15 protein-coding genes, 2 tRNA genes, 3 rRNA genes and 2 pseudogenes are annotated in these 23,783 nt (G+C 59.1%); 15 read left to right on the forward strand and 7 right to left on the reverse strand.

The genetic code is table 11. The features are described from left to right. Positions 1 to 7: 7 nt before the first annotated feature. The 3 genes and pseudogenes from MOQ67_RS10960 to msuE all read right to left on the reverse strand — a co-directional run. A pseudogene (locus tag MOQ67_RS10960) lies at positions 8 to 1,027 on the reverse strand (acyl-CoA dehydrogenase family protein); the annotation flags it as partial. Continuing rightward, positions 1,011 to 1,664, reverse strand: a pseudogene (locus tag MOQ67_RS10965) (LLM class flavin-dependent oxidoreductase); the annotation flags it as partial. The pseudogenes MOQ67_RS10960 and MOQ67_RS10965, both read right to left, overlap by 17 nt. Before the next feature lie 9 nt (positions 1,665 to 1,673). Then, positions 1,674 to 2,237 carry an FMN reductase gene (msuE, locus tag MOQ67_RS10970; RefSeq protein ID WP_198718346.1) on the reverse strand — a complete coding sequence of 188 codons (564 nt, stop codon included), beginning with the start codon at positions 2,235 to 2,237 and terminating at the stop codon, positions 1,674 to 1,676. 398 nt (positions 2,238 to 2,635) lie between these two features. Here msuE and MOQ67_RS10975 point away from each other — a divergent pair, with 398 nt between their 5' ends. From MOQ67_RS10975 to MOQ67_RS10985, 3 genes are all read left to right on the forward strand, one after another. Continuing rightward, complete coding sequence (locus MOQ67_RS10975) at positions 2,636 to 2,905, forward strand: hypothetical protein (RefSeq protein WP_026140011.1); 270 nt, start codon at positions 2,636 to 2,638, stop codon at positions 2,903 to 2,905. Between the two features lie 231 nt (positions 2,906 to 3,136). Continuing rightward, on the forward strand, positions 3,137 to 4,297 hold the full coding sequence (locus tag MOQ67_RS10980; RefSeq protein WP_046491036.1) for a cysteine desulfurase family protein: 1,161 nt from the start codon (positions 3,137 to 3,139) through the stop codon (positions 4,295 to 4,297). Between the two features lie 49 nt (positions 4,298 to 4,346). Continuing rightward, positions 4,347 to 6,155 carry an aminopeptidase P family protein gene (locus MOQ67_RS10985; protein ID WP_126586938.1) on the forward strand — a complete coding sequence of 603 codons (1,809 nt, stop codon included), beginning with the start codon at positions 4,347 to 4,349 and terminating at the stop codon, positions 6,153 to 6,155. A gap of 131 nt (positions 6,156 to 6,286) precedes the next feature. Here the strand turns inward: MOQ67_RS10985 and MOQ67_RS10990 are convergent, their stop codons facing one another. Beyond that, a complete protein-coding gene (locus tag MOQ67_RS10990) occupies positions 6,287 to 6,568 on the reverse strand; it encodes a hypothetical protein (RefSeq protein WP_198718702.1) in 282 nt (93 codons plus the stop codon). A gap of 167 nt (positions 6,569 to 6,735) precedes the next feature. Then, positions 6,736 to 7,623 (reverse strand): threonine/homoserine exporter RhtA, encoded by an 888-nt coding sequence (gene rhtA, locus MOQ67_RS10995; protein ID WP_017846915.1) that lies wholly within the window; start codon positions 7,621 to 7,623, stop codon positions 6,736 to 6,738. A 696-nt stretch (positions 7,624 to 8,319) separates the two neighbouring features. Between rhtA and MOQ67_RS11000 the strand changes: the two genes are divergently transcribed. From MOQ67_RS11000 to mrdA, 7 genes are all read left to right on the forward strand, one after another. Then, positions 8,320 to 9,856: ribosomal RNA gene (locus MOQ67_RS11000) — 16S ribosomal RNA — on the forward strand. A gap of 82 nt (positions 9,857 to 9,938) precedes the next feature. Beyond that, positions 9,939 to 10,015, forward strand: a tRNA-Ile gene (locus MOQ67_RS11005). 27 nt (positions 10,016 to 10,042) lie between these two features. After that, positions 10,043 to 10,118 (forward strand) — tRNA-Ala (locus MOQ67_RS11010). Positions 10,119 to 10,365: 247 nt separating this feature from the next. Further along, positions 10,366 to 13,257: ribosomal RNA gene (locus MOQ67_RS11015) — 23S ribosomal RNA — on the forward strand. 156 nt (positions 13,258 to 13,413) lie between these two features. Further along, positions 13,414 to 13,529 (forward strand): 5S ribosomal RNA (rrf, locus tag MOQ67_RS11020). Together the 16S, 23S and 5S rRNA genes with 2 tRNA genes alongside form the textbook arrangement of a ribosomal RNA operon. Before the next feature lie 209 nt (positions 13,530 to 13,738). After that, positions 13,739 to 14,116: a cupin domain-containing protein gene (locus tag MOQ67_RS11025; RefSeq protein ID WP_046384128.1), complete on the forward strand. Its 378-nt coding sequence runs from the start codon at positions 13,739 to 13,741 to the stop codon at positions 14,114 to 14,116. Between the two features lie 229 nt (positions 14,117 to 14,345). Next, complete coding sequence (gene mrdA, locus MOQ67_RS11030) at positions 14,346 to 16,238, forward strand: penicillin-binding protein 2 (protein ID WP_017846917.1); 1,893 nt, start codon at positions 14,346 to 14,348, stop codon at positions 16,236 to 16,238. A 1-nt stretch (position 16,239) separates the two neighbouring features. On the opposite strand, the gene MOQ67_RS11035 is transcribed toward mrdA, so the two are convergent. Beyond that, complete coding sequence (locus MOQ67_RS11035) at positions 16,240 to 16,641, reverse strand: GFA family protein (RefSeq protein ID WP_102618829.1); 402 nt, start codon at positions 16,639 to 16,641, stop codon at positions 16,240 to 16,242. Between the two features lie 99 nt (positions 16,642 to 16,740). On the opposite strand from MOQ67_RS11035, the gene MOQ67_RS11040 reads away from it, so the two are divergent. From MOQ67_RS11040 to MOQ67_RS11060, 5 genes are all read left to right on the forward strand, one after another. After that, positions 16,741 to 17,214, forward strand: coding sequence for an SRPBCC family protein (locus MOQ67_RS11040; RefSeq protein WP_017846919.1), 474 nt, complete (start codon positions 16,741 to 16,743; stop codon positions 17,212 to 17,214). 93 nt (positions 17,215 to 17,307) lie between these two features. Next, positions 17,308 to 19,665: a DNA polymerase II gene (locus MOQ67_RS11045; protein ID WP_017846920.1), complete on the forward strand. Its 2,358-nt coding sequence runs from the start codon at positions 17,308 to 17,310 to the stop codon at positions 19,663 to 19,665. Between the two features lie 79 nt (positions 19,666 to 19,744). After that, the gene (locus MOQ67_RS11050) at positions 19,745 to 20,368 is read left to right on the forward strand and encodes a glutathione S-transferase family protein (RefSeq protein ID WP_079443260.1); all 624 of its coding nucleotides are present in this window, start codon (positions 19,745 to 19,747) and stop codon (positions 20,366 to 20,368) included. Then, positions 20,365 to 21,600, forward strand: a complete 1,236-nt coding sequence (locus MOQ67_RS11055) for a flavin monoamine oxidase family protein (RefSeq protein WP_198718279.1) — start codon at positions 20,365 to 20,367, stop codon at positions 21,598 to 21,600. The genes MOQ67_RS11050 and MOQ67_RS11055 overlap by 4 nt, the downstream gene beginning before the upstream one ends. 130 nt (positions 21,601 to 21,730) lie before the next feature. Further along, positions 21,731 to 22,315, forward strand: coding sequence for a DUF4174 domain-containing protein (locus tag MOQ67_RS11060; protein ID WP_046384121.1), 585 nt, complete (start codon positions 21,731 to 21,733; stop codon positions 22,313 to 22,315). A 3-nt stretch (positions 22,316 to 22,318) separates the two neighbouring features. Here MOQ67_RS11060 and MOQ67_RS11065 read toward each other — a convergent pair whose 3' ends face one another. After that, positions 22,319 to 23,773, reverse strand: coding sequence for a mannose-1-phosphate guanylyltransferase/mannose-6-phosphate isomerase (locus tag MOQ67_RS11065; RefSeq protein ID WP_104903581.1), 1,455 nt, complete (start codon positions 23,771 to 23,773; stop codon positions 22,319 to 22,321). Positions 23,774 to 23,783: the final 10 nt, after the last annotated feature.

The raw sequence follows: 23,783 nt of genomic DNA on the forward strand, positions 1-23,783 counted from the left end.
CACCTCTTTATGAATAGAACGTAGGAGTCGGCAGGGACTGGTTCAACGCCCAGTCCCCCAGTTCGTGGAGTTTGTAGTCCACCGGGTCGTGCAGGCTTTGCGTGCGCAGGTTGCGCCAGTGCCGGTCCAGGCGCAGTGACGCATGGGTGGAGCGCGCGCCGGTGACTTCAAACAGGCGGCTGCACAACTCCAGGCCCTGGCGGCTGGCGGCGACCTTGGCGGTGGCGATGGCGATGGCCAGTTGGCCGCGTTCGTTTTCGCTGAGGTTCGGCCCCTGGGCCCAGGCTTGATCGAGCAGCGCGGCGGCGCGTTCCACCAGCAGGCGCACACCTTGCAGGGCCACCCAGAACTCGCCGTAGTGGTGCAGCACGTAAGGGTCTTGGCGCACATGCTCGGCGGTGGATTTATGCCACGCACGGGTTTCGGTGAGGGTGTAGTTGCGCGCTTCATCAAAGGCACCTTCGGCTATGCCGAGGAACATGTGCGTGAAGGTCAACTGCGCGATCAGTGGGCGCAGGCAGGCGAACGGTGTGCTCAGAGGGCCCGGGTCGAGCAGCAATTCCGACTCCTCGACGCGCACCCGTTCGAAACTGGCGCTGCCGCTGTCGGTCTGGCGCTGGCCGATATTGTTCCAGTCGTTGTGCAAGGTGATGCCGCTGCGCCCGCTGGGGATGGCGGCGATCAGCAACTTGCCGCCGGCACTCTCATCCACCGCCGAGGCGATCAGCATTTCCGAGTCGCTGGCGCCGGAGCAGAAGCTCTTCTTGCCGGAGAACTCACGCCAACCGCCGAAATCCTTGACCTGCGTGCGCGTGTCCAGCGGGTTGAGGGCGTTGCCCCAGAACCAGTTTTTGCGTGCGGTCTGTTCGAACCACGGCTGCCATTGGTCCGGCCGCGAAAACAGGCGCATCGTAGCGAGCATCAGGTGGTGAAAACCGAAGACATGAGCGATGGAGCTGTCGACCTTGGCGAATTCACGCACGATGGCCAGGGTGTCGCTCCAGCGCGCACCGCCCATGGCGCGCGGCCCGTTCACGTACATCCGCGAGTTTTTCGGCGACGGCGGCGGGTGGTTCGCCCCAGGTCAGGTACACGTCCACCTGTTCGGCGGCGAGGTCGTGGGCGGCGTCGGAGGAACCGCCGAAGTACAGCGGTGGATAAGGCTTCTGCACCGGTGGGTAAAGTGCCTTGGCATTCTGCACACGCAGGTGTTTGCCTTCGAAGTCCACCGATTCGCCCTGCAATACGCGGCGCCAGATCTTGAGGAATTCGTCGGAGACTTCATAGCGTTCGCGGTGGTCGAGGAAGCTGCCGTCGCCGCGGTTTTCGTCGGGGTCGCCGCCGGTCACGACGTTGATCAGCAGGCGGCCGTTGGACAGGCGATCCAGGGTCGCCGCCATGCGCGCCGACACTGTGGGCGAGATGATGCCAGGGCGAATTGCCACCAGGTAGCGCAAGCGTTCTGTCAGCGGCACCAGCGCCGAGGCGATTACCCAGGAGTCTTCGCACGAACGCCCGGTAGGAATCAACACGCCGTAGTAGCCAAGGCTGTCAGCGGCCTGGGCGACTTGCTTCAGATAATTGAGGGTGACCGGACGGGCACCTTGGGTGGTGCCCAGGTAATGACCGTCGCCATGAGTGGGCAGAAACCAGAAAACATCCATGACGAATCCTTAAGCGATTTTCAACACTGAGGGGGCGTGCGCGGCGAACAAAGGGGCTGCGCGTTCTGCCGCAAGGCGAATACGGCCTTTCAAGGCTTCGTTGGTGATTTGGTAATCGGTGAAATCGGCTTCGGTGGCATATACGCCGATCGGCAAGGTCAGGGCCTGGAAGAAGCTGAACAGCGGGCGCAACTGGTGATCGAGTACCAGCGCGTGACGTTCGCTGCCGCCGGTGGCGGCCAGCAGCACAGGGGTGTCGATCAACGAGTTGAGGCCAACCAGGTCGAATAGATGCTTGAGCAGGCCTGGATAAGAACCGCGATAGACCGGTGCGGCGACGATCAGCAAGTCGGCCTGTTCGATGGCCAACAGTTGGGATTCGACCTCGGCCGGCAACTCATCGCGCGACAGTGCGCCGCCCAGTGGCCGGGCGATATCACCGAGTTCGATCAGGGTCGTCTGGATCGGCAACAACGTCGCCAGTTCGGCCAGCACGGCCTGGGTCAACACCAGGGTACGGGACGGGCGCCAGGTTCCGCCGGAGAGGGCAACGACATTCAGGGGACGGGTCATCAACAGTTCCTTTTTCAACAGTGGCATAGCAGGGGAAGTGAGCCGGTCTGAGCAAGCGCTGTACCAACGGCTGCAGGCCTTGATCCGCCTGGGCTGCGGGCTCACTGCTGAAAAACGTTGCTGTTGTCTGCCTGGTGTTTTGTTGAATGGCTGTTGCCTGCGCAACAGTTGCCTGGCGAACAGTGTCGAATTCGCGTGGAGCCATTTGTAGAAGGTTATGCTTATTTCGTAAATGAACGTATTTACATATTTATAGATCCTAAAAGAATATAAGGGTGGCACTGATGAGGGTGTGGCGACGGGTGATAGCGACTATCACGGATGGTGATTTTTCACTGTCCAGGGGCGGGAGTAGCCTGTGTTCATTGACTTGAGACCTTCTTCGCAGAGCCGTCGCCATGAACCGATTTTTTGCTGTTTCCTTATTACTCGTCACTTCTGTCGTTGCCGGTTGTGCGACCCATCCTTCGCCTGAATTACGCCCTTACACGGCGCAAGAAACCCGGGAACTGGCGCTGGAGGCGTTGAGCCGTCGCGGCTTGTCGTTTGACGAATATCAACGCCAGCGGGCTGCCCTGACCGGTCAGGCACAACAACCTTTCAGTTTTGCTCACCAGGGCGAAATGAACGCCGAACGTAATGTGACCCTGCATGGCCGCTCCAGTTGAGCCGGTGCTCAGTGGCAAAAAGCCCGAGGTTTCTCAAGAAGCCTCGGGCTTTTTGTTTGCCATGGCGCTATGTCAGCCTGTTAAGCTGAATTTCAGGAGCGTTCCTACGCACATTTACGTCAAGTGGTCCTTTTTTAATGGCATTCGATCGGGTAAACCTGACGACCTCTGTTCCGGTCGATGCCCCTGAGACGTTGCTCTCGGGAACCTGCTCTGCGAGTCCCTAAGGTTATGAATAAACGTCCGTTGTATTTCGACTACGCCGCCACCACCCCGGTGGACGAGCGGGTCATCCAGGTGATGGTCGAGTGTCTGGGCTTGCATGCCAATTTCGGTAACCCTGCGTCCAGTTCCCACGCCTTCGGCCAAGCGGCCCGGCAAACGGTTGAACAGGCGCGTCGCCAGGTGGCCGAGCTGGTCGGTGCCGAGCCGGAGCAGATCGTCTGGACGTCCGGCGCGACGGAGTCCAACAACCTCGCGATCAAGGGGGTGACTCAAGCGCGGGGCTTGGCGGGTGGGCATATCATCACCAGCCAGATCGAGCACAAGGCTACGCTGGACACCGCGCGGCAGATGCAGGAGGCCGGAGTGGCGGTGACCTACCTGGCGCCGGACGCCGATGGGTTGATCAGTGCCGAGGCGGTGAGTGAAGCACTGCGTGAGGACACCTTCCTGGTATCGCTGATGTTGGTGAACAACGAGTTGGGCACCCTCAACGACATCCCCGCCATTGGCGCGCGGGTGCGTGAACACGGCGCGTTGTTGCATGTGGACGCGGCACAGGGCGCGGGCAAGGTGGCGATCGACCTGGCGCAATGGCCGGTGGATTTGATGTCGTTTTCCGCGCACAAGGTGTATGGCCCCAAGGGGATCGGCGCGCTGTATGTCGGGCCGCGGGCGCAGCGGAAGGTGTTGGCGCAGATTCACGGCGGTGGCCACGAGGGCGGCTTGCGCTCCGGTACACTGGCAACCCACCAGATTGCGGGCATGGGCGCGGCGTTCGCCTTGGCGGCGCAGGCGTTCAGTGAAGAGCAGGCGGCGATCGTGGCCTTGCGCCAGCGCCTGCTCGATCAACTGGCGTCGGTCGCCGGTGTGCGTCTCAATGGCAGCGCCACCCAGCGCATTCCCCACACCCTCAGCCTCACCTTCGGTGAAGGCGAGTTCAACGCCGCGGCCTTGAGTGCGGGCATTGCTTTTTCCGCCACCTCGGCCTGCAATTCGGCGAGCAATGCGCCCTCCCATGTGCTGCTGGCGCTGGGGCATGATGCCCACAGCGCCGGTCGAACCATTCGCTTGAGCCTGGGGCGGTTCACCACCGAGCAGGATATCGACCAGGCCGTGCAGTTGATCAAGGCCGCCCTTGCCAGTGCGCCGGCGTTCTGGGCGGTCTGATTCTTCATTCGTAACCCATAACAATTATTCGTGGTTAGCAGGAGACACAATGAGTACGCAGCCTTTGACCCATGGAACGGTTCCCCAGCGCCTGGCGCATACCCGTGAATTGATGCGCCGCGAAGGCATTCATGCCTTGCTGGTGCCGTCCGCTGACCCGCACCTGTCCGAATACTTGCCGGGCTACTGGCAGGGGCGTCAATGGTTATCGGGCTTCCACGGCTCGGTGGGGACGCTGATCGTCACCGCGGATTTCGCCGGTGTCTGGGCCGACAGCCGCTACTGGGAACAAGCGACCAAGGAACTCAAGGGCAGCGGTATCGAGTTGGTGAAGCTGCAGCCGGGTCAACCTGGCCCGCTGGAGTGGCTGGCCGAACAGACGCCGCAGGGCGCCGTGGTGGCGGTCGACGGTGCGGTAATGGCCGTGGCGTCGGCGCGTACCTTGGGCGGCAAACTGGCGGAGCGCGGTGCTCGCCTGCGTACCGATATCGACCTGTTGAATGAAGTCTGGAGCGACCGCCCGGCGTTGCCGAATCAGCCGATCTACCAGCACCTGCCACCGCAGGCCACCGTCAGCCGTGGCGAAAAACTCGCTGCACTGCGCGCCAGCTTGAAAGAAAAGGGCGCCGACTGGCACTTCATCGCCACCCTGGATGACATCGCCTGGTTGTTTAACCTGCGCGGTGCCGACGTATCGTTCAACCCGGTGTTTGTGTCCTTCGCCCTCATCAGTGCGCAACAGGCCACGTTGTTTGTGGCGCTGAGCAAAGTCGATGCCGCGCTGCGGGCGGTGCTTGAGCAGGATGGCGTGACCTTGCGCGATTACAGCGAAGTCGCCGATGCCCTGCGCGCGGTGCCATCGGGCGCGAGTGTGCAGGTTGATCCGGCACGCGTGACCGCCGGTTTGCTGGAACACCTGGATGCCAGCGTCAAGCTGGTGGAAGGGCTGAACCCGACGACGCTTGCCAAATCCCGCAAGAGCCTGGCCGACGCGGAACATATCCGCCTGGCCATGGAGCAGGATGGCGCGGCCTTGTGCGAGTTCTTCGCCTGGCTGGAGAGTGCGCTGGGCCGTGAACGCATCACTGAACTGACCATCGACGAACACCTGACGGCCGCACGTACCCGCCGTCCCGGTTATGTGTCGCTGAGTTTCAACACCATCGCTGCGTTCAATGCCAATGGCGCGATGCCGCATTACCACGCCACCGAAGAAGAGCATGCGCTGATCGAAGGCGATGGCCTGCTGCTGATCGACTCGGGTGGCCAGTACTTGGGCGGTACTACCGATATCACGCGGATGGTGCCTATCGGAGCGCCGAGTGATGAACAGAAGCGTGATTGCACCCGCGTGCTCAAGGGGGTGATCGCCCTGTCCCGTGCTCATTTTCCCAAGGGCATTATGTCGCCACTGCTCGATGCCATCGCGCGCGCGCCGATCTGGGCCGAAGGTGTGGACTACGGCCATGGCACGGGGCACGGCGTAGGTTATTTCCTCAATGTGCATGAAGGTCCGCAGGTCATCGCCTACCAGGCCGCTACTGCGCCGCAAACCGCGATGCAGCCGGGCATGATCACCTCCATTGAACCGGGTACTTACCGTCCGGGGCGTTGGGGCGTGCGTATCGAGAACCTGGTGTTGAATCGCGAAGCGGGCAAGACCGAGTTCGGTGAGTTCCTCGAGTTCGAAACCCTGACCTTGTGCCCGATCGACACCCGTTGTCTGGAGCCGTCGTTGCTGACGGCGGAGGAGCGCCAGTGGCTCAATGCGTACCATGCCGAGGTGTGTCAGCGTTTGAGCCCATTGCTCAGTGGCGCTGCGCTGGAGTGGTTGCAGGTACGCACCGCGGCTATTTGATCGGTCGCTGCTCGGCAAGTGCCGCTTGCGATTTACGCGCAGGCGGCCGGTCGCAGCGTCGCGAAGGGCTGCGCGGGGTCGAGGCGTTCGGTGGGCGCTGCGGAGCAGTCGGAAGTGGACTGCTCGGGCCGCTATTTACAGATGACGATCATGCTCCGGCTGGTGTAACCAGCAGGGTTGAGGCCGAAGGGGTAGTCCCCAGGCTCCTCGGAGTTGTCACCGGACTTGGCGATAACCCGGTAGCCCTTGGCGCCGCATGAGTTGACTGCACTGGTGTAGCACTGGTCCCAGGAGGAGGACAGCCCGGAACAGTTGATATGCAGCCCTTTTTTGCCCCGTTTCACTTCTGTCTTGGTGGTCGCGGCACAGCCAGCAATGGTCACGACCATTAACAGTATCAAAATTCGCTTCATTCCCATCCTTAATAGCCGCTTCGAAAAAATTGCCTGAAGCTGGCTTTACTCGCTCTCGATTGTAGCGTTCGCGCTGTCCTTGTCGAAACTCTCCATGAATGACATTTGTTTGCGGCCTAAACATGGCCCAAATGAGCGACAAATACCAGAGTTACCGTCAAAGATGATTAATCGGCTGGTACTAGAGGTTTGGCCTCGTTTCGCATGGTCAGCGTGGCGCCAACGGAGGCCAGGATAATGCAGGAGATGGCCAGCCACTGTGCGAGCGACAAATGCTCCTGCAGGAAGAACAGGCCCGAGAGCGCGCCGAATGCGGGCTCGATGCTCATCAAGGTGCCGAAAGTACGGGCGGGCAGGCGAGTCAGCGCAACCATCTCCAGGGTGTAGGGGAGCGCCGTGGACAGGATGGCGACGCCGATGGCAACTGGAATCAGCGCAGGCGTCAGCAATGCCGTACCCGCATGAACGATGCCGATCGGTGCGACGAACAAGGCGGCGATCATGACGCCGAGGGCAGCGGTTTGCACGCCGTTATCATTCCCTGCCTTTTGGCCGAACAGAATGTAGAGCGCCCAGCAAACACCTGCGCCTAGTGCATAAGCCGCACCGACCAGGTCAATCCCGGTGCTGGTTTCTCCCGTGGGGATCAACAGCAGAAGACCGACAACCGCGAGGGCGATCCACAGAAAGTCCACCGCGCGGCGCGATGCATAGAGGGCAACGGCGAGCGGCCCGGTGAACTCCAGGGCTACTGCGATACCAAGGGGGACTGTGCGTAGCGACATATAGAAGAGGAAGTTCATGCCGCCTAACGCCATTCCGTAAACAATCACGGTGCGCAGGGATTTGGCCGTCAGCGTGGCCCGCCATGGGCGCAATATCAGCAACATGATGATGCTGGCGAAAATCAGGCGCAGCGTGGTGGTGCCTTGAGCGCCGACGATAGGGAACATAGTCTTGGCCAGCGAAGCGCCGGACTGGATGGAAGCCATGGCGATCAACAGCAGGCCGACAGGAAACAGTGCCGAGGCCAGGCTGCGAGGGGAGGTGGTCATTGGGGTGTTCGTCCGAGGTCATATTTGAGTAGCAAAGAGCCCTATGATGCTTAAGTGTGTGTCGCTGAGCAATATATTGCTCAATTATCAGTTTTCTACCTTCTATATAGAGTGGCTTTGGAGGTTTTCCGCTGTTTGATAGAAAAACCAAATTAAAGGTTGACGGCAAATCCTGGACGTCTATAATTCGCCCCACTTCCGGCGCAGTCGAAACGGAAAACTCATTGGTAAACAAAGAGTTACGCAAGATTCGACAGCGACCTGCTTCAGTTCATCGAAGCCTGGAAGGAGTTGGTAGAGCAGGGTTGTTTGGCTCTATTAACGTTTCGGTCTTCTCGGTCGAAAGCGGAGAAAAAGAGGTGTTGACAGCAGCGTGTAACGCTGTAGAATTCGCCTCCCGCTAACGAGAGATCGGAAGCGCAAGTGGTTGAAGTTACAAAGGAAACTTTGAAAACTTCTGAAAATAATCACTTGACAGCAAATGAGGCTGCTGTAGAATGCGCGCCTCGGTTGAGACGAAAGATCTTAACCAACCGCTCTTTAACAACTGAATCAAGCAATTCGTGTGGGTGCTTGTGGAGTCAGACTGATAGTCAACAAGATTATCAGCATCACAAGTTACTCCGCGAGAAATCAAAGATGTAACCAACGATTGCTGAGCCAAGTTTAGGGTTTCTTAAAAACCCAAAGATGTTTGAACTGAAGAGTTTGATCATGGCTCAGATTGAACGCTGGCGGCAGGCCTAACACATGCAAGTCGAGCGGTAGAGAGAAGCTTGCTTCTCTTGAGAGCGGCGGACGGGTGAGTAATGCCTAGGAATCTGCCTGGTAGTGGGGGATAACGTTCGGAAACGGACGCTAATACCGCATACGTCCTACGGGAGAAAGCAGGGGACCTTCGGGCCTTGCGCTATCAGATGAGCCTAGGTCGGATTAGCTAGTTGGTGAGGTAATGGCTCACCAAGGCGACGATCCGTAACTGGTCTGAGAGGATGATCAGTCACACTGGAACTGAGACACGGTCCAGACTCCTACGGGAGGCAGCAGTGGGGAATATTGGACAATGGGCGAAAGCCTGATCCAGCCATGCCGCGTGTGTGAAGAAGGTCTTCGGATTGTAAAGCACTTTAAGTTGGGAGGAAGGGCAGTTACCTAATACGTGATTGTTTTGACGTTACCGACAGAATAAGCACCGGCTAACTCTGTGCCAGCAGCCGCGGTAATACAGAGGGTGCAAGCGTTAATCGGAATTACTGGGCGTAAAGCGCGCGTAGGTGGTTAGTTAAGTTGGATGTGAAATCCCCGGGCTCAACCTGGGAACTGCATTCAAAACTGACTGACTAGAGTATGGTAGAGGGTGGTGGAATTTCCTGTGTAGCGGTGAAATGCGTAGATATAGGAAGGAACACCAGTGGCGAAGGCGACCACCTGGACTGATACTGACACTGAGGTGCGAAAGCGTGGGGAGCAAACAGGATTAGATACCCTGGTAGTCCACGCCGTAAACGATGTCAACTAGCCGTTGGGAGCCTTGAGCTCTTAGTGGCGCAGCTAACGCATTAAGTTGACCGCCTGGGGAGTACGGCCGCAAGGTTAAAACTCAAATGAATTGACGGGGGCCCGCACAAGCGGTGGAGCATGTGGTTTAATTCGAAGCAACGCGAAGAACCTTACCAGGCCTTGACATCCAATGAACTTTCTAGAGATAGATTGGTGCCTTCGGGAACATTGAGACAGGTGCTGCATGGCTGTCGTCAGCTCGTGTCGTGAGATGTTGGGTTAAGTCCCGTAACGAGCGCAACCCTTGTCCTTAGTTACCAGCACGTAATGGTGGGCACTCTAAGGAGACTGCCGGTGACAAACCGGAGGAAGGTGGGGATGACGTCAAGTCATCATGGCCCTTACGGCCTGGGCTACACACGTGCTACAATGGTCGGTACAGAGGGTTGCCAAGCCGCGAGGTGGAGCTAATCCCAGAAAACCGATCGTAGTCCGGATCGCAGTCTGCAACTCGACTGCGTGAAGTCGGAATCGCTAGTAATCGCGAATCAGAATGTCGCGGTGAATACGTTCCCGGGCCTTGTACACACCGCCCGTCACACCATGGGAGTGGGTTGCACCAGAAGTAGCTAGTCTAACCTTCGGGGGGACGGTTACCACGGTGTGATTCATGACTGGGGTGAAGTCGTAACAAGGTAGCCGTAGGGGAACCTGCGGCTGGATCACCTCCTTAATCGACGACATCAGCTGCTCCATAAGTTCCCACACGAATTGCTTGATTCATTGAAGAAGACGATAAGAAGCAGCCCGAAATTGGGTCTGTAGCTCAGTTGGTTAGAGCGCACCCCTGATAAGGGTGAGGTCGGCAGTTCGAATCTGCCCAGACCCACCAATTTTGTGTGGGAACCTGTAGAAATACGGGGCCATAGCTCAGCTGGGAGAGCGCCTGCCTTGCACGCAGGAGGTCAACGGTTCGATCCCGTTTGGCTCCACCACTACTGCTTCTAGAAGTTAAAAGCTTAGAAATGAGCATTCCATCGTGATGATGGTGAATGTTGATTTCTAGTCTTTGATTAGATCGTTCTTTAAAAATTTGGGTATGTGATAGAAAGATAGACTGAACGTTACTTTCACTGGTAACGGATCAGGCTAAGGTAAAATTTGTGAGTTCTCTTAATTGAGAAATTCGAATTTTCGGCGAATGTCGTCTTCACAGTATAACCAGATTGCTTGGGGTTATATGGTCAAGTGAAGAAGCGCATACGGTGGATGCCTTGGCAGTCAGAGGCGATGAAAGACGTGGTAGCCTGCGAAAAGCTTCGGGGAGTCGGCAAACAGACTTTGATCCGGAGATGTCTGAATGGGGGAACCCAGCCATCATAAGATGGTTACCTTACACTGAATACATAGGTGTAAGGGGCGAACCAGGGGAACTGAAACATCTAAGTACCCTGAGGAAAAGAAATCAACCGAGATTCCCTTAGTAGTGGCGAGCGAACGGGGACTAGCCCTTAAGTGGCTTTGAGATTAGCGGAACGCTCTGGAAAGTGCGGCCATAGTGGGTGATAGCCCTGTACGCGAAAATCTCTTAGTCATGAAATCGAGTAGGACGGAGCACGAGAAACTTTGTCTGAATATGGGGGGACCATCCTCCAAGGCTAAATACTACTGACTGACCGATAGTGAACTAGTACCGTGAGGGAAAGGCGAAAAGAACCCCGGAGAGGGGAGTGAAATAGATCCTGAAACCGTATGCGTACAAGCAGTGGGAGCCTACTTTGTTAGGTGACTGCGTACCTTTTGTATAATGGGTCAGCGACTTATTTTCAGTGGCGAGCTTAACCGAATAGGGGAGGCGTAGCGAAAGCGAGTCTTAATAGGGCGTCTAGTCGCTGGGAATAGACCCGAAACCGGGCGATCTATCCATGGGCAGGTTGAAGGTTGGGTAACACTAACTGGAGGACCGAACCGACTACCGTTGAAAAGTTAGCGGATGACCTGTGGATCGGAGTGAAAGGCTAATCAAGCTCGGAGATAGCTGGTTCTCCTCGAAAGCTATTTAGGTAGCGCCTCATGTATCACTGTAGGGGGTAGAGCACTGTTTCGGCTAGGGGGTCATCCCGACTTACCAAACCGATGCAAACTCCGAATACCTACAAGTGCCGAGCATGGGAGACACACGGCGGGTGCTAACGTCCGTCGTGAAAAGGGAAACAACCCAGACCGTCAGCTAAGGTCCCAAAGTTATGGTTAAGTGGGAAACGATGTGGGAAGGCTTAGACAGCTAGGAGGTTGGCTTAGAAGCAGCCACCCTTTAAAGAAAGCGTAATAGCTCACTAGTCGAGTCGGCCTGCGCGGAAGATGTAACGGGGCTCAAACCATACACCGAAGCTACGGGTATCACGTAAGTGATGCGGTAGAGGAGCGTTCTGTAAGCCTGTGAAGGTGAGTTGAGAAGCTTGCTGGAGGTATCAGAAGTGCGAATGCTGACATGAGTAACGATAATGGGTGTGAAAAACACCCACGCCGAAAGACCAAGGTTTCCTGCGCAACGTTAATCGACGCAGGGTTAGTCGGTCCCTAAGGCGAGGCTGAAAAGCGTAGTCGATGGAAAACAGGTTAATATTCCTGTACTTCTGGTTATTGCGATGGAGGGACGGAGAAGGCTAGGCCAGCTTGGCGTTGGTTGTCCAAGTTTAAGGTGGTAGGCTGGAATCTTAGGTAAATCCGGGATTCTAAGGCCGAGAGCTGATGACGAGTTATCTTTTAGATGACGAAGTGGTTGATGCCATGCTTCCAAGAAAAGCTTCTAAGCTTCAGGTAACCAGGAACCGTACCCCAAACCGACACAGGTGGTTGGGTAGAGAATACCAAGGCGCTTGAGAGAACTCGGGTGAAGGAACTAGGCAAAATGGCACCGTAACTTCGGGAGAAGGTGCGCCGGTGAGGGTGAAGGACTTGCTCCGTAAGCTCATGCCGGTCGAAGATACCAGGCCGCTGCGACTGTTTATTAAAAACACAGCACTCTGCAAACACGAAAGTGGACGTATAGGGTGTGACGCCTGCCCGGTGCCGGAAGGTTAATTGATGGGGTTAGCTAACGCGAAGCTCTTGATCGAAGCCCCGGTAAACGGCGGCCGTAACTATAACGGTCCTAAGGTAGCGAAATTCCTTGTCGGGTAAGTTCCGACCTGCACGAATGGCGTAACGATGGCGGCGCTGTCTCCACCCGAGACTCAGTGAAATTGAAATCGCTGTGAAGATGCAGTGTATCCGCGGCTAGACGGAAAGACCCCGTGAACCTTTACTATAGCTTTGCACTGGACTTTGAATTTGCTTGTGTAGGATAGGTGGGAGGCTTTGAAGCGTGGACGCCAGTTCGCGTGGAGCCAACCTTGAAATACCACCCTGGCAACTTTGAGGTTCTAACTCAGGTCCGTTATCCGGATCGAGGACAGTGTATGGTGGGTAGTTTGACTGGGGCGGTCTCCTCCTAAAGAGTAACGGAGGAGTACGAAGGTGCGCTCAGACCGGTCGGAAATCGGTCGTAGAGTATAAAGGCAAAAGCGCGCTTGACTGCGAGACAGACACGTCGAGCAGGTACGAAAGTAGGTCTTAGTGATCCGGTGGTTCTGTATGGAAGGGCCATCGCTCAACGGATAAAAGGTACTCCGGGGATAACAGGCTGATACCGCCCAAGAGTTCATATCGACGGCGGTGTTTGGCACCTCGATGTCGGCTCATCACATCCTGGGGCTGAAGCCGGTCCCAAGGGTATGGCTGTTCGCCATTTAAAGTGGTACGCGAGCTGGGTTTAGAACGTCGTGAGACAGTTCGGTCCCTATCTGCCGTGGACGTTTGAGATTTGAGAGGGGCTGCTCCTAGTACGAGAGGACCGGAGTGGACGAACCTCTGGTGTTCCGGTTGTCACGCCAGTGGCATTGCCGGGTAGCTATGTTCGGAATAGATAACCGCTGAAAGCATCTAAGCGGGAAACTAGCCTCAAGATGAGATCTCACTGGGACCTTGAGTCCCCTGAAGGGCCGTCGAAGACTACGACGTTGATAGGTTGGGTGTGTAAGCGCTGTGAGGCGTTGAGCTAACCAATACTAATTGCCCGTGAGGCTTGACCATATAACACCCAAGCAATTTGCGAACTCGAAAGAGACCAGATTGCGGTGTGTGAAGACGAAACGAACCGAAAGTTCGACTCTTACAAAACACCGAAAGCTATCACATACCCAATTTGCTGAAGCGAGGCCAGCTGGCCACGACTCAGTACCCGAATTTCTTGACGACCATAGAGCATTGGAACCACCTGATCCCATCCCGAACTCAGCAGTGAAACGATGCATCGCCGATGGTAGTGTGGGGTTTCCCCATGTGAGAGTAGGTCATCGTCAAGATTAAATTCCAGAACCCCTGTTTGCTCGCGCAGACAGGGGTTTTGTTTTGGGCGGTCGGAAAGGGCGCCTCATTGCGGTGGTCTTCAGTGCTTCCTTGGCAGTGTCTACTAAAGGCTTTTGTATCGCTCTCCTCAAACTGCAAGATCGTACAAGAGCGCTCGACCCTTCCTTCGATAGTCTGACAACTCTCACCTACCAGAGGATCTGTCATGACTCAGCAGCACCCAGCACAACCTGTCAATCTCGCGCAAAAGGCTTCGCTCATCAGTGAGCAGTGGAGCCCGAGAGTCGTCGCCGAGATGAACGACTACCAGTTCAAGGTTGTACGCATCGAAGGCGAGTTCATCTGGCACTCACATCCAGAAACCGACGAGGCGTTTTTCGTGCTTGAAGGGACACTGCGCATCGACCTTCCGGACGGTCCCGTGTATGTGGCACCGGGTGAGCTGTATGTCGTTCCACGCGGAATAGAGCATCGGACGGCCGCCGAAGGCGAAGCCAAATTGATGATGATCGAACCACGCGGCATCTTGAACACCGGCCATGAAGGGGGAGACCGCACCGCCATGAACGACCTGTGGATCTGAAATCCCCCCGCTGTTCGAGGCCACCCTTGCCATCTGGTAACAGTGGCTTCATCCCCTGATGCTCGGTGCCGTCTGACTCAACGGCACCACACGGCTCTTCCCAGGTACCGTTGGGGAAATCGATGCAAAGTGTTTCTGCATTTTTGGTATGGTGCAGCACATTTTCACAAGGATTGAGCTTTTATCCGCAGGACGCGGCGTCGACCTTTTTCAACGAGATGCTGTAGAAATGCCTCAACCAATCCCGATCAAAGACCACGAAAACGAAAACCGCCTGGTCAACAAGCGCCTGCTCGCCTGCGCCTTGTTGGTGATCGGCATCACCTGCGCCCTGGTGGGCCGCCTGTATTTCCTGCAGGTCGTGCAATTCGACTATCACTCGACAATTTCTGAAAACAACCGTGTCCACGTACTGCCCATCACACCGACTCGCGGCTTGATCTATGACCGCAATGGCGTCGTGCTGGCCGACAACCGTCCAAGCTACAACCTGACGATCACCCGCGAGCGCACCACCGACCTCAAGGGCGAGCTGGACGCGATCATCAGCCTGCTGCACCTGCCGGCAGAAGACCGTGCCGTATTCGACAAGGCGCTGAAGCAGGCGCGGCATCCTTTTGTTCCGGTTACGTTGTTTTATGAGCTGACCGAAGAACAGATCGCCGAACTCGCCGTCAACGAATTCCGCCTGCCCGGTGTAGACGTCGAACCGCAATTCGTCCGCCACTACCCCCTGGGCGCGCACTTCGCTCACTCCATCGGTTACGTTGGCCGCATCAACGAAAAAGAATCCAAAGCCCTCGACTCGGTGGAATACCGCGGCACGCAGTCCATCGGCAAGACCGGCATCGAGCGCTTCTACGAGTCAGAACTGCATGGTCATGTCGGCTATGAAGAAGTCGAGACCAATGCACAGGGGCGCGTACTGCGTGTGCTCAAGCATACCGATCCGATCCCCGGCAAAAACATCGTGCTGAGCCTCGACGTCAAACTCCAGGAAGCGGCGGAAGAAGCGCTGGGCGATCGTCGTGGCTCCGTGGTAGCCCTCGACCCGCAAACTGGCGAAGTACTGGCGATGGTCAGCAAACCCAGCTTCGACCCCAACCTGTTCGTCACGGGCATCAGCTTCAAGGAATACGCCGCCCTGCATGATTCCATCGACCGGCCGCTGTTCAACCGCGTCCTGCGCGGTCTCTATGCGCCGGGTTCGACGATCAAGCCGGAAGTGGCCATCGCGGGTCTCGACAGCGGGGTAGTGACGGCCCAGACCCGCGTGTTCGATCCCGGTTACTATCAATTGCCCGACTTTGACCACAAATACCGCAACTGGAACCACAGCGGCGACGGTTGGGTGGATATGGACGCCGCCATCATGCGCTCCAACGACACCTATTTTTACGACCTGGCCCACAAGCTCGGCATCGACCGTCTGCACGACTACCTGGCCGAGTTCGGCCTCGGCCAGAAAGTCTCCCTGGACATGTTCGAAGAGTCGGCCGGCCTGATGCCGTCCCAGGCCTGGAAGCGCGCGACCCGGCGTCAGCCCTGGTTTCCGGGCGAAACGGTGATCCTCGGCATCGGCCAGGGTTATATGCAAGTCACGCCGCTGCAACTGGCCCAGGCCACTGCGTTGATTGCCAACAAAGGCGTGTGGAATCGGCCGCACCTGGCCAAGACCATCAACGGCGTGGCACCGGTGGACGAGCACCCGATGCCCAACGTGGTCCTCAAGAACCCGCGTGACTGGGAGCAGGTCAACCACGGGATGCAACTGGTGATGCACGACCCGCGCGGGATCGCCCGGGCGGCCGCGCAAGGCGCGCAATACCGCATCGCCGGCAAGAGTGGTACCGCGCAGGTGGTGGCGATCAAACAGGGCGAGCGCTACAACCGCGACAAAACCCAGGAGCGCCACCGTGACAACGCGCTGTTTGTCGGGTTTGCGCCAGCGGAGCACCCCCAGATCGTGATTTCGGTGATGATCGAAAACGGCGAGGCCGGTGGCCGCGTCGCAGGCCCGGTGGTGCGCCAGATCATGGACGCCTGGCTGCTCGACCACGAAGGCCACTTGAAGCCGCAATATGCGACGCCGAGCAAAGCCCCCGGCGACCCCCACGTCTGACTCACAGTTGCCATTCGTCCCACGGCTGCACGCCCTCATGCGCCAGCCACGGCACATCGTGGGCCGTCCAGATATGCGCGGTGGGCCTGATGCTCGGATCATCGTCCAGCGTCGCCACCCGCACAATCACATGGGGCTGATGCCCGCGCTCGGCCATCAGGTGTGAGCCACAGCGCGAGCAGAAGCGCCTGAATTTGCCTGGCGAGGATTCGAAGGCCGCCAACAGTTCTTCGCCCTGGGTCCAGCGAAAGTGCTCACGCATTACGCCGGCGGTGCTCACAAACGCTGCCGCATGCACCTTGCGACAGCTGTCGCAGTGGCAGTGGCTGATGGGCATGTCCAGGCTGTCCACCTGGTAGCGCACGGCTTTACAGAAGCAACTTCCATTCAACGGGTCAGTCATAACCTAAGGGCCTGGACAACAATGGGGGCATCATCATCGCGCAGAACCCAAGGTTGCGCATTGGTCGATGTCGCCTACTGTCAATGGAGGAGGTGACGTATGCACGTATCAGATCGTATAGAACGGAAAGTCCTACTGAACGCTCCACGCAAAAAAGTGTGGGAGGCACTCACCGATGCCGAGCAATTCGGCCGCTGGTTTGGCATCGCCCTCAAGGGCAAGACCTTTGTCGCCGGGGAAACGATCGAAGCGCCGATCACTTACCCAGGTTACGAACACGTGATCTGGAAAGCCAAGATCGAACGCATCCTGCCGCAGACGCGGTTTTCTTTCTCGTGGCACCCCTTCGCCGTCGAAAAGGGCTTCGACTACGACAAGGAAACACCGACGCTGGTGGAGTTCACCGTTGAAGACCGCGCCCCGGGCATTCTGCTGCGGGTCGTTGAATCCGGCTTCGACACAGTGCCCGAAGCCCGCCGCCTGAAAGCCTTCAAAATGAATTCCCGCGGCTGGGACGAGCAAATGCGCAATATCGAAGGCTACCTGAGCCACTTCCACCAAGGCATCGCCTGAGGCGATTGCCCACTGTGTGCGCGTTAACGTGCTGCGTTTGGCCGGATGCCGGGTAGAATCACGCACTGAACGTGATTCCTGAGGTGCGGCACGGTGGATTTACAGCAGGGTTTTGTCCTGACCCGGCATTGGCGCGACACCCCGGCGGGGACGCAGGTCAGCTTCTGGCTGGCCACCGACCAGGGGCCGCGGCTTATTCGCCTCCCCGTGCAAAGCTCGGTGATATTCATCCCCGAAGCCCATCGCAAGCCGCTGGATTGGCTGCTCAAGGACGAACGCGATATCGAATTGCGCCCGCTGGAGCTGTGCGATTTCCATCACCGCAAGGTATTAGGCCTCTACACCCGCCAGCATCGGCAACTGATGGACCTGGAAAAGCGCCTGCGCGCCGCCGGTGTCGATGTCTACGAAGGTGACGTGCGCCCGCCCGAGCGCTACATGATGGAGCGTTTCATCACCGCCCCCGTGTGGTTCGACGGCACGCCCGACGCCAGCGGCGCGTTGCTCGAAGCGCAGATGAAACCCGCCCCCGACTATCGTCCGCCGCTCAAACTGGTGTCCCTGGACATCGAGACCACCGCTCAGGGCGATCTGTATTCCATTGCCCTCGAAGGCTGCGGCGAGCGCCAGGTATACATGCTCGGCCCGCCGAACAAGAGCGACGCGGTGGACTTCAAGCTCGACTACTGCGACACCCGCGGCCAATTGCTCGAACGCCTCAACCAATGGCTGGCCACCCATGACCCCGATGCGATCATCGGCTGGAATGTGGTGCAGTTCGACCTGCGCGTACTCCACGAACATGCCCAGCGCCTCAACGTGCCGCTCCTGCTCGGCCGCGGCGAAGAGCCCATGACCTGGCGCGAACACGGCAGCCGCAATCATTACTTCGCGGCCGCGGCGGGGCGGTTGATCATTGACGGTATCGAAGCGCTGCGCTCGGCCACCTGGAGTTTTGAATCCTTCAGCCTGGAAAACGTCGCGCAAACCCTGCTCGGCGAAGGCAAGGACATCTCCACGCCGTACCAGCGCATGGACGAGATCAACCGCATGTTCGCCGAGGACAAGCCGGCCCTGGCGCGTTACAACCTCAAGGACTGCGAACTGGTCACGCGGATTTTCGCCAAGACCGAGCTGCTCAAGTTCCTGCTCGAACGCGCCAGCGTCACCGGCTTGCCAGCCGACCGCAACGGTGGCTCCGTGGCCGCATTCACCCACTTATACATGCCGCTGATGCACCGCCAGGGCTTCGTCGCGCCGAACCTGGGCGACAAGCCGCCCCAGGCCAGCCCCGGCGGGTTTGTCATGGATTCACGCCCCGGCCTCTACGAATCGGTGTTGGTGCTGGACTACAAAAGCCTCTACCCGTCGATCATCCGCAGCTTCCTGATCGATCCTGTAGGCCTGGTCGAAGGCCTCAAGCACCCCGATGACAGTGCGTCGGTGGAAGGCTTTCGCGGCGCACGGTTCTCCCGCACCCGGCACTGCCTGCCCGCCATCGTCGCGCGTATCTCCGAAGGCCGCGAAGAGGCCAAGCGTGAACACAATGCACCGTTGTCCCAAGCGCTGAAAATCATCATGAACGCCTTCTACGGCGTGCTCGGCTCCAGCGGTTGCCGCTTCTTCGATACGCGCCTGGCGTCCTCGATCACCCTGCGCGGCCATCAGATCATGCGCCAGACCCGCGAACTGGTCGAAGCCCAGGGGTATGAAGTGATCTACGGCGACACCGACTCGACCTTCGTCTGGCTCGGCAGCGCGCATTCCCAGGAGGACGCCAGCCGCATCGGCCAGGCGCTGGTACGGCACGTCAACGATTGGTGGCGCGCACATTTGCACAACGCATTCGGCCTGCACAGCGCGCTGGAGTTGCAATACGAAACCCACTTCACGCGCTTTCTCATGCCGACCATTCGCGGCGCCGAGGAGGGCAGCAAGAAGCGGTACGCCGGGTTGGTGGTGCGCGGCGATGGCAGCGAAGAGATGGTCTACAAGGGCCTGGAAACCGTGCGCAGCGACTGGTCGCCCCTGGCCCGGCAATTCCAGCAGGAACTCTACCAGCGCATCTTCCACCGCCAGCCCCATCAGGATTACGTGCGCGACTACGTGCGGCGCACCTTGAGCGGCGAATTCGACGAGTTGCTGATCTACCGCAAGCGCCTGCGCCGCCGGTTGGACGACTACGAGCGCAACGTCCCGCCCCACGTGCGCGCCGCGCGCCTGGCCGACGACTACAACGACCGCATGAACCGCCCGCGTCAGTACCAGCGCGGCGGTTGGATCAGCTACGTGATCACCGTCAACGGCCCGGAGCCGCTGGAGGTGCGCCAGGCCCCGATTGACTACGACCACTACGTCACGCGGCAATTGCAGCCGGTGGCCGATGCGATTCTGCCGTTTGTGAATGACGACTTCGGCACCCTGGTCGGCGGGCAAATGGGCCTGTTCTGAAGTACTTGCCTCGCGTGGCTAAGCGGCTACGCTGTTGGCGTGCTCGGCAACTGCTACCTCACATTCAGGAGGAACCCCCATGTACACGCTCTACGGCACCGACGACTCCGGCTCATGCATGATTGAAATTGCCCTGCCGCGTTGCGCGGTGCCGTGGCATCGGGTGGACGCCAGTTCCTGGCAGGACGGCGAAGGCAGTGCAGCGCTCGCACGGATCAACCCGCTCAAACAGATCCCCACGTTGGTGACGCCGGACGGCCAGGTGCTGACGGAAAGCGCGGCGATCCTGATCCACCTGGGCCTGGAATTCCCGGCCGCCAACCTGCTCGCCGGCAACCGCGGCCAGATCCTCCGCGGCCTGGTGTACATCGCCGCCAATTGCTACTCGGCGATCGGCATCATCGACTACCCGCAACGCTGGCTGGGCAACGCCGATGAGGCGGCGCAAGCGCAATTGATCAGCGGCACGCGCCACTACCTGCACCAGGCCTGGAGGGTGTTCGCCGATCAGTTTGCCGACCAATTGTTCGCCCCCGACCAGCAGCCGAATGCCCTGGGCATCATGGCGGCGGCGGTGTCGCACTGGGATGCGGCGCGAGAAGCGTTGCAAGCCTCGCGGCCGGCGTTCGCCCAGACCCTGGCCCGGGTGGACGCCGACCCGCTCGTCGCGCCGGTGTTCGCTCGGCATTGGCCGCAGCAATGACAGTGCCGCGTCCTATCGCCTGGCACGTCACGCGCTGGTGCGACGACCCCTATAGCCAAGGTGCCTACAGCGCAATGTTGCCGGGAGGCGATGTCAGCCTGCGGCGCCTGCTCTCGACGCCGATTGATAATCGTCTGTTCCTCGCTGGCGAAGCCTTCAACCACGATCATTGCGCCATGACCCACAGCGCTTGGGACAGTGGCATCCGCGCGGCGGATGCGGTGGCCGGCACCCGTGCCCGCAGGGTCATCGTTATCGGTGCCGGGTTTGCCGGCCTGAGTGCCGCACGTGCGTTGCAGGCGCAGGGTTTGGAGGTGCGCGTACTCGAGGCGCGCAACCGCATCGGCGGGCGCGTGAACAGTGTGGCCCTGGGTGACCATACGGTGGATGCGGGGGCCGCCTGGTTGCAGCACTATGCCCTCAACCCGCTGGCCCGACGTGCCGAGCAGTTGGGCCTGGAGCGACGGCCTACCGATTTCTCGCAACCATTGGCTGCCGCGTGGGACGGCCCCGTACCGGACATCAATGGCGCGTATGAACGCTTGAAACAGGCCATTGATCGTCATCAACCCTTGGCGCAGGGCATCGATCAATACCTTGCGACCCTCAATGCCCCCGAACGCCGCGCTGCCCGCTATGCCATCGACGCTAACCTGATCCTCGAAGCCGGGTTGCCCCTGGACCAGTTGTCGACGCATACGCTCGACGAGGAGGGCGTTGGCCACGGCGACCAGTTTCTGCCTCAAGGCTATCGGCAATTACTGGAAGACGCCGCCAGCGGCCTGAATATCCACCTCAATCACCCCGTGCAGCACGTTGCCTGGGACGAGCACGGCGTGTGGGTCGATGCCCTCAATGCAGATGCCTGCATCTGTACGGTGCCGATACCGGTACTCAAACACCTGCACTTTACGCCAGGCTTGCCGACGGCTTACCGAGAGGCCCTGGCGTTTTTCACCATGGGCCGCCTGGAAAAGGTCGTGCTGCAATTCGACCAGCGCTGGTGGCCGGTTTCCCGCGATGGTTATCTGCGTTGGTACGATCGCCCTGCCAATTGGGGGGAGTGGCTGGATTTGACCGATGCCGTGGGTGCGCCGCTGATTGCCGGGTTGATCGCCGGTGATGCGGTGGACCGGCACTATCGAGGCAAGCCTGACGAGCAGATCGCACTGCAAGCCTGCGAAAAACTTGCGGCCTGGGCCTGCGCAATCAAAGGAAACAATGACTGCTAGCACTCGTCACCCCTTGCGTAGCCGGCGTCCTGACCTACGCTTTCTCAAGGCGGTGTAGGAATCATCCTTGAATTTGGCTGTCGCAGACATGAAACTCAAGAACCCTGCATGGAATTCAAAGGAGGTACGCATGCTCATCCGGTCGCTGACCCTGGCTACCTTGATGGCTTTTACGGGGCCGTTGTTGGCTGCTGATGATATCAACCCGCTCAAGCAGGATTTGGGCAAGGCCCGGCCGCTGGTGGTGGTGGAGCTTGATTCCGGCAATGACACATTGGCCAAGCTCAAGAAACAGCTGGACGAGCCTGCCACCAAGCAGTCCTTTGAAGAGCGCGGCATGGTGTTGTACACCGTGAAGTTCGGCAGCATCGGTGCCGAAGGGGAGAAGTTCGCCAAGGACCCCAAGGACAACAAGAAGCTTGCTCCGCCTGAAACCAACGCGCTGATCCGCGCCCTCAAATTAGGCGCCGGCAGCGGCACCAAGGTGATCCTGGTCGGCAAGGACGGCGAGAAGAAAGTCGAGAAGACCGTGCCGCCGGATACCCTCAACTTAAGCGAGTTTTTCAGCGCCATCGACCAGATGCCGATGGCCGAGAAAGAAGCGGCTGCCGTTGCGGAACCCGAACCTGTCGCCCCCGCGCCAGGCAAGAACGCCAAGCCCGCCAAACCGGCGAAACCCGGCAGCAAACCGGCCCCTCAGCCATTGGATGACTGAGGCTTATCCTTCGGCGGGCGCGCGCCCATAGATATCGTCGAAGCGCACAATGTCGTCTTCGCCCAGGTACTCGCCGCTCTGCACCTCGATCATCACCAGCTCGATGCTGCCGGGGTTGGTCAGGCGGTGTTTGTGCCCGGCCGGAATGTAGGTGGACTCGTTGGCGTTGATCAGCAATTCCCGCTCGCCATTGGTGATCTGCGCGGTACCGCTGACCACCACCCAGTGTTCGCTGCGGTGGTGATGCATCTGCAACGACAGTGACGCCAGCGGCTTGACCACAATGCGCTTGATCTTGAAGCGCGCACTTTCCTCCAGCACCGTGTAGGTGCCCCATGGCCGCGTCACCGTGCGGTGCAGGTTGTACGCCGGATGGTTCTGGCGCTTGAGCTCGGCCACGATGTGGCGCACATCCTGGCTGCGGTGGGCATCGGCGATCAGCAGGGCGTCGGCGGTGTCGACGATGATCAGGTCGCGCACGCCCACCACGCCCAATACCCGCCTGGGCGAGTCGATGTAGCAGTTGTGGACGTCATGCAGAATCGCTTCGCCATTGACCTGATTGCCCTGGGCATCGCTGGGGGTGAGCTGGCGCAGGGTTTCCCAGGAGCCGATATCGCTCCAGCCGATATCGCAGGGCACCACGGCCACCTGCGTGGACTTCTCCATCAGCGCCACGTCGATGGACAGGTCCGGTGCGCCGCCGAAGCCATCGGCATCCAGTTCGCGCTGGCGCGAGGTCGTATTCTGCAGGCTCTGGCTGTGCGCCAGCGCGGCCTTGGCGGCCGTCAGCACCTGCGGGGCGTGGGTGGTCAGCTCGTTCACCAGGGTGCTGGCCTTGAAGCAGAATATGCCGGCGTTCCACAGGTGCTGGCCGCCGTCGAGATAGCCTTGCGCGGTGGCCAGGTCGGGTTTTTCGACAAAGCGTTTGACCCGGTTTCCCGTACTCAGCGCGGCGCCTTGTTCGATGTAGCCGAAGCCGGTTTCCGGGCGATCAGGCTCAATACCGAAGGTCACCAGGTAGCCGGCTGCGGCCAGCTCGCGGGCCTGGCTCACGGCCGCGGCGAACGCGCTTTCATTGAGGATCAAGTGGTCGGCGGGCATCACCAGCAACGGTGCGTCGTCGCCGAAGTGCTCCAGCACATGCAGCGCCGCCACCGCCATCGCCGCTGCCGTGTTGCGGCCGAAGGGCTCCAGCAACAAGTCCAGGGGCAGGCGGGCTGTGTTCACCAGGCGATAGTCATCCAGCGTGCGAAACAGCAGGTCACGGTTGGTGACCGTCAGCACGTTTTCCACCCCGGGCAGGCGGCTGGCGCGCAGGAAGGTTTTCTGCAGCAGGCTCTGGCCATCGCGCATACGCATGAACGGCTTGGGCATGTTTTGCCGGGAGACTGGCCACAGTCGGGTACCCGAACCGCCGGAAATGATGCAGGGAATTAATCCGTCGTGGGTATTCATCAATAAACTT

The organism is Pseudomonas sp. LY-1 (assembly GCF_053502595.1).

Excerpts from the sequence above, each read along its gene's own strand:
- msuE (WP_198718346.1), bottom strand. The coding sequence starts at position 2,237 with ATGACCCGTCCCCTGAATGTCGTTGCCCTCTCCGGCGGAACCTGGCGC.
- MOQ67_RS10975 (WP_026140011.1), top strand. The coding sequence starts at position 2,636 with ATGAACCGATTTTTTGCTGTTTCCTTATTACTCGTCACTTCTGTCGTT.
- MOQ67_RS10980 (WP_046491036.1), top strand. The coding sequence starts at position 3,137 with ATGAATAAACGTCCGTTGTATTTCGACTACGCCGCCACCACCCCGGTG.
- MOQ67_RS10985 (WP_126586938.1), top strand. The coding sequence starts at position 4,347 with ATGAGTACGCAGCCTTTGACCCATGGAACGGTTCCCCAGCGCCTGGCG.
- MOQ67_RS10990 (WP_198718702.1), bottom strand. The coding sequence starts at position 6,568 with ATGAAGCGAATTTTGATACTGTTAATGGTCGTGACCATTGCTGGCTGT.
- rhtA (WP_017846915.1), bottom strand. The coding sequence starts at position 7,623 with ATGACCACCTCCCCTCGCAGCCTGGCCTCGGCACTGTTTCCTGTCGGC.
- MOQ67_RS11025 (WP_046384128.1), top strand. The coding sequence starts at position 13,739 with ATGACTCAGCAGCACCCAGCACAACCTGTCAATCTCGCGCAAAAGGCT.
- mrdA (WP_017846917.1), top strand. The coding sequence starts at position 14,346 with ATGCCTCAACCAATCCCGATCAAAGACCACGAAAACGAAAACCGCCTG.
- MOQ67_RS11035 (WP_102618829.1), bottom strand. The coding sequence starts at position 16,641 with ATGACTGACCCGTTGAATGGAAGTTGCTTCTGTAAAGCCGTGCGCTAC.
- MOQ67_RS11040 (WP_017846919.1), top strand. The coding sequence starts at position 16,741 with ATGCACGTATCAGATCGTATAGAACGGAAAGTCCTACTGAACGCTCCA.
- MOQ67_RS11050 (WP_079443260.1), top strand. The coding sequence starts at position 19,745 with ATGTACACGCTCTACGGCACCGACGACTCCGGCTCATGCATGATTGAA.
- MOQ67_RS11055 (WP_198718279.1), top strand. The coding sequence starts at position 20,365 with ATGACAGTGCCGCGTCCTATCGCCTGGCACGTCACGCGCTGGTGCGAC.
- MOQ67_RS11060 (WP_046384121.1), top strand. The coding sequence starts at position 21,731 with ATGCTCATCCGGTCGCTGACCCTGGCTACCTTGATGGCTTTTACGGGG.
- MOQ67_RS11065 (WP_104903581.1), bottom strand. The coding sequence starts at position 23,773 with ATGAATACCCACGACGGATTAATTCCCTGCATCATTTCCGGCGGTTCG.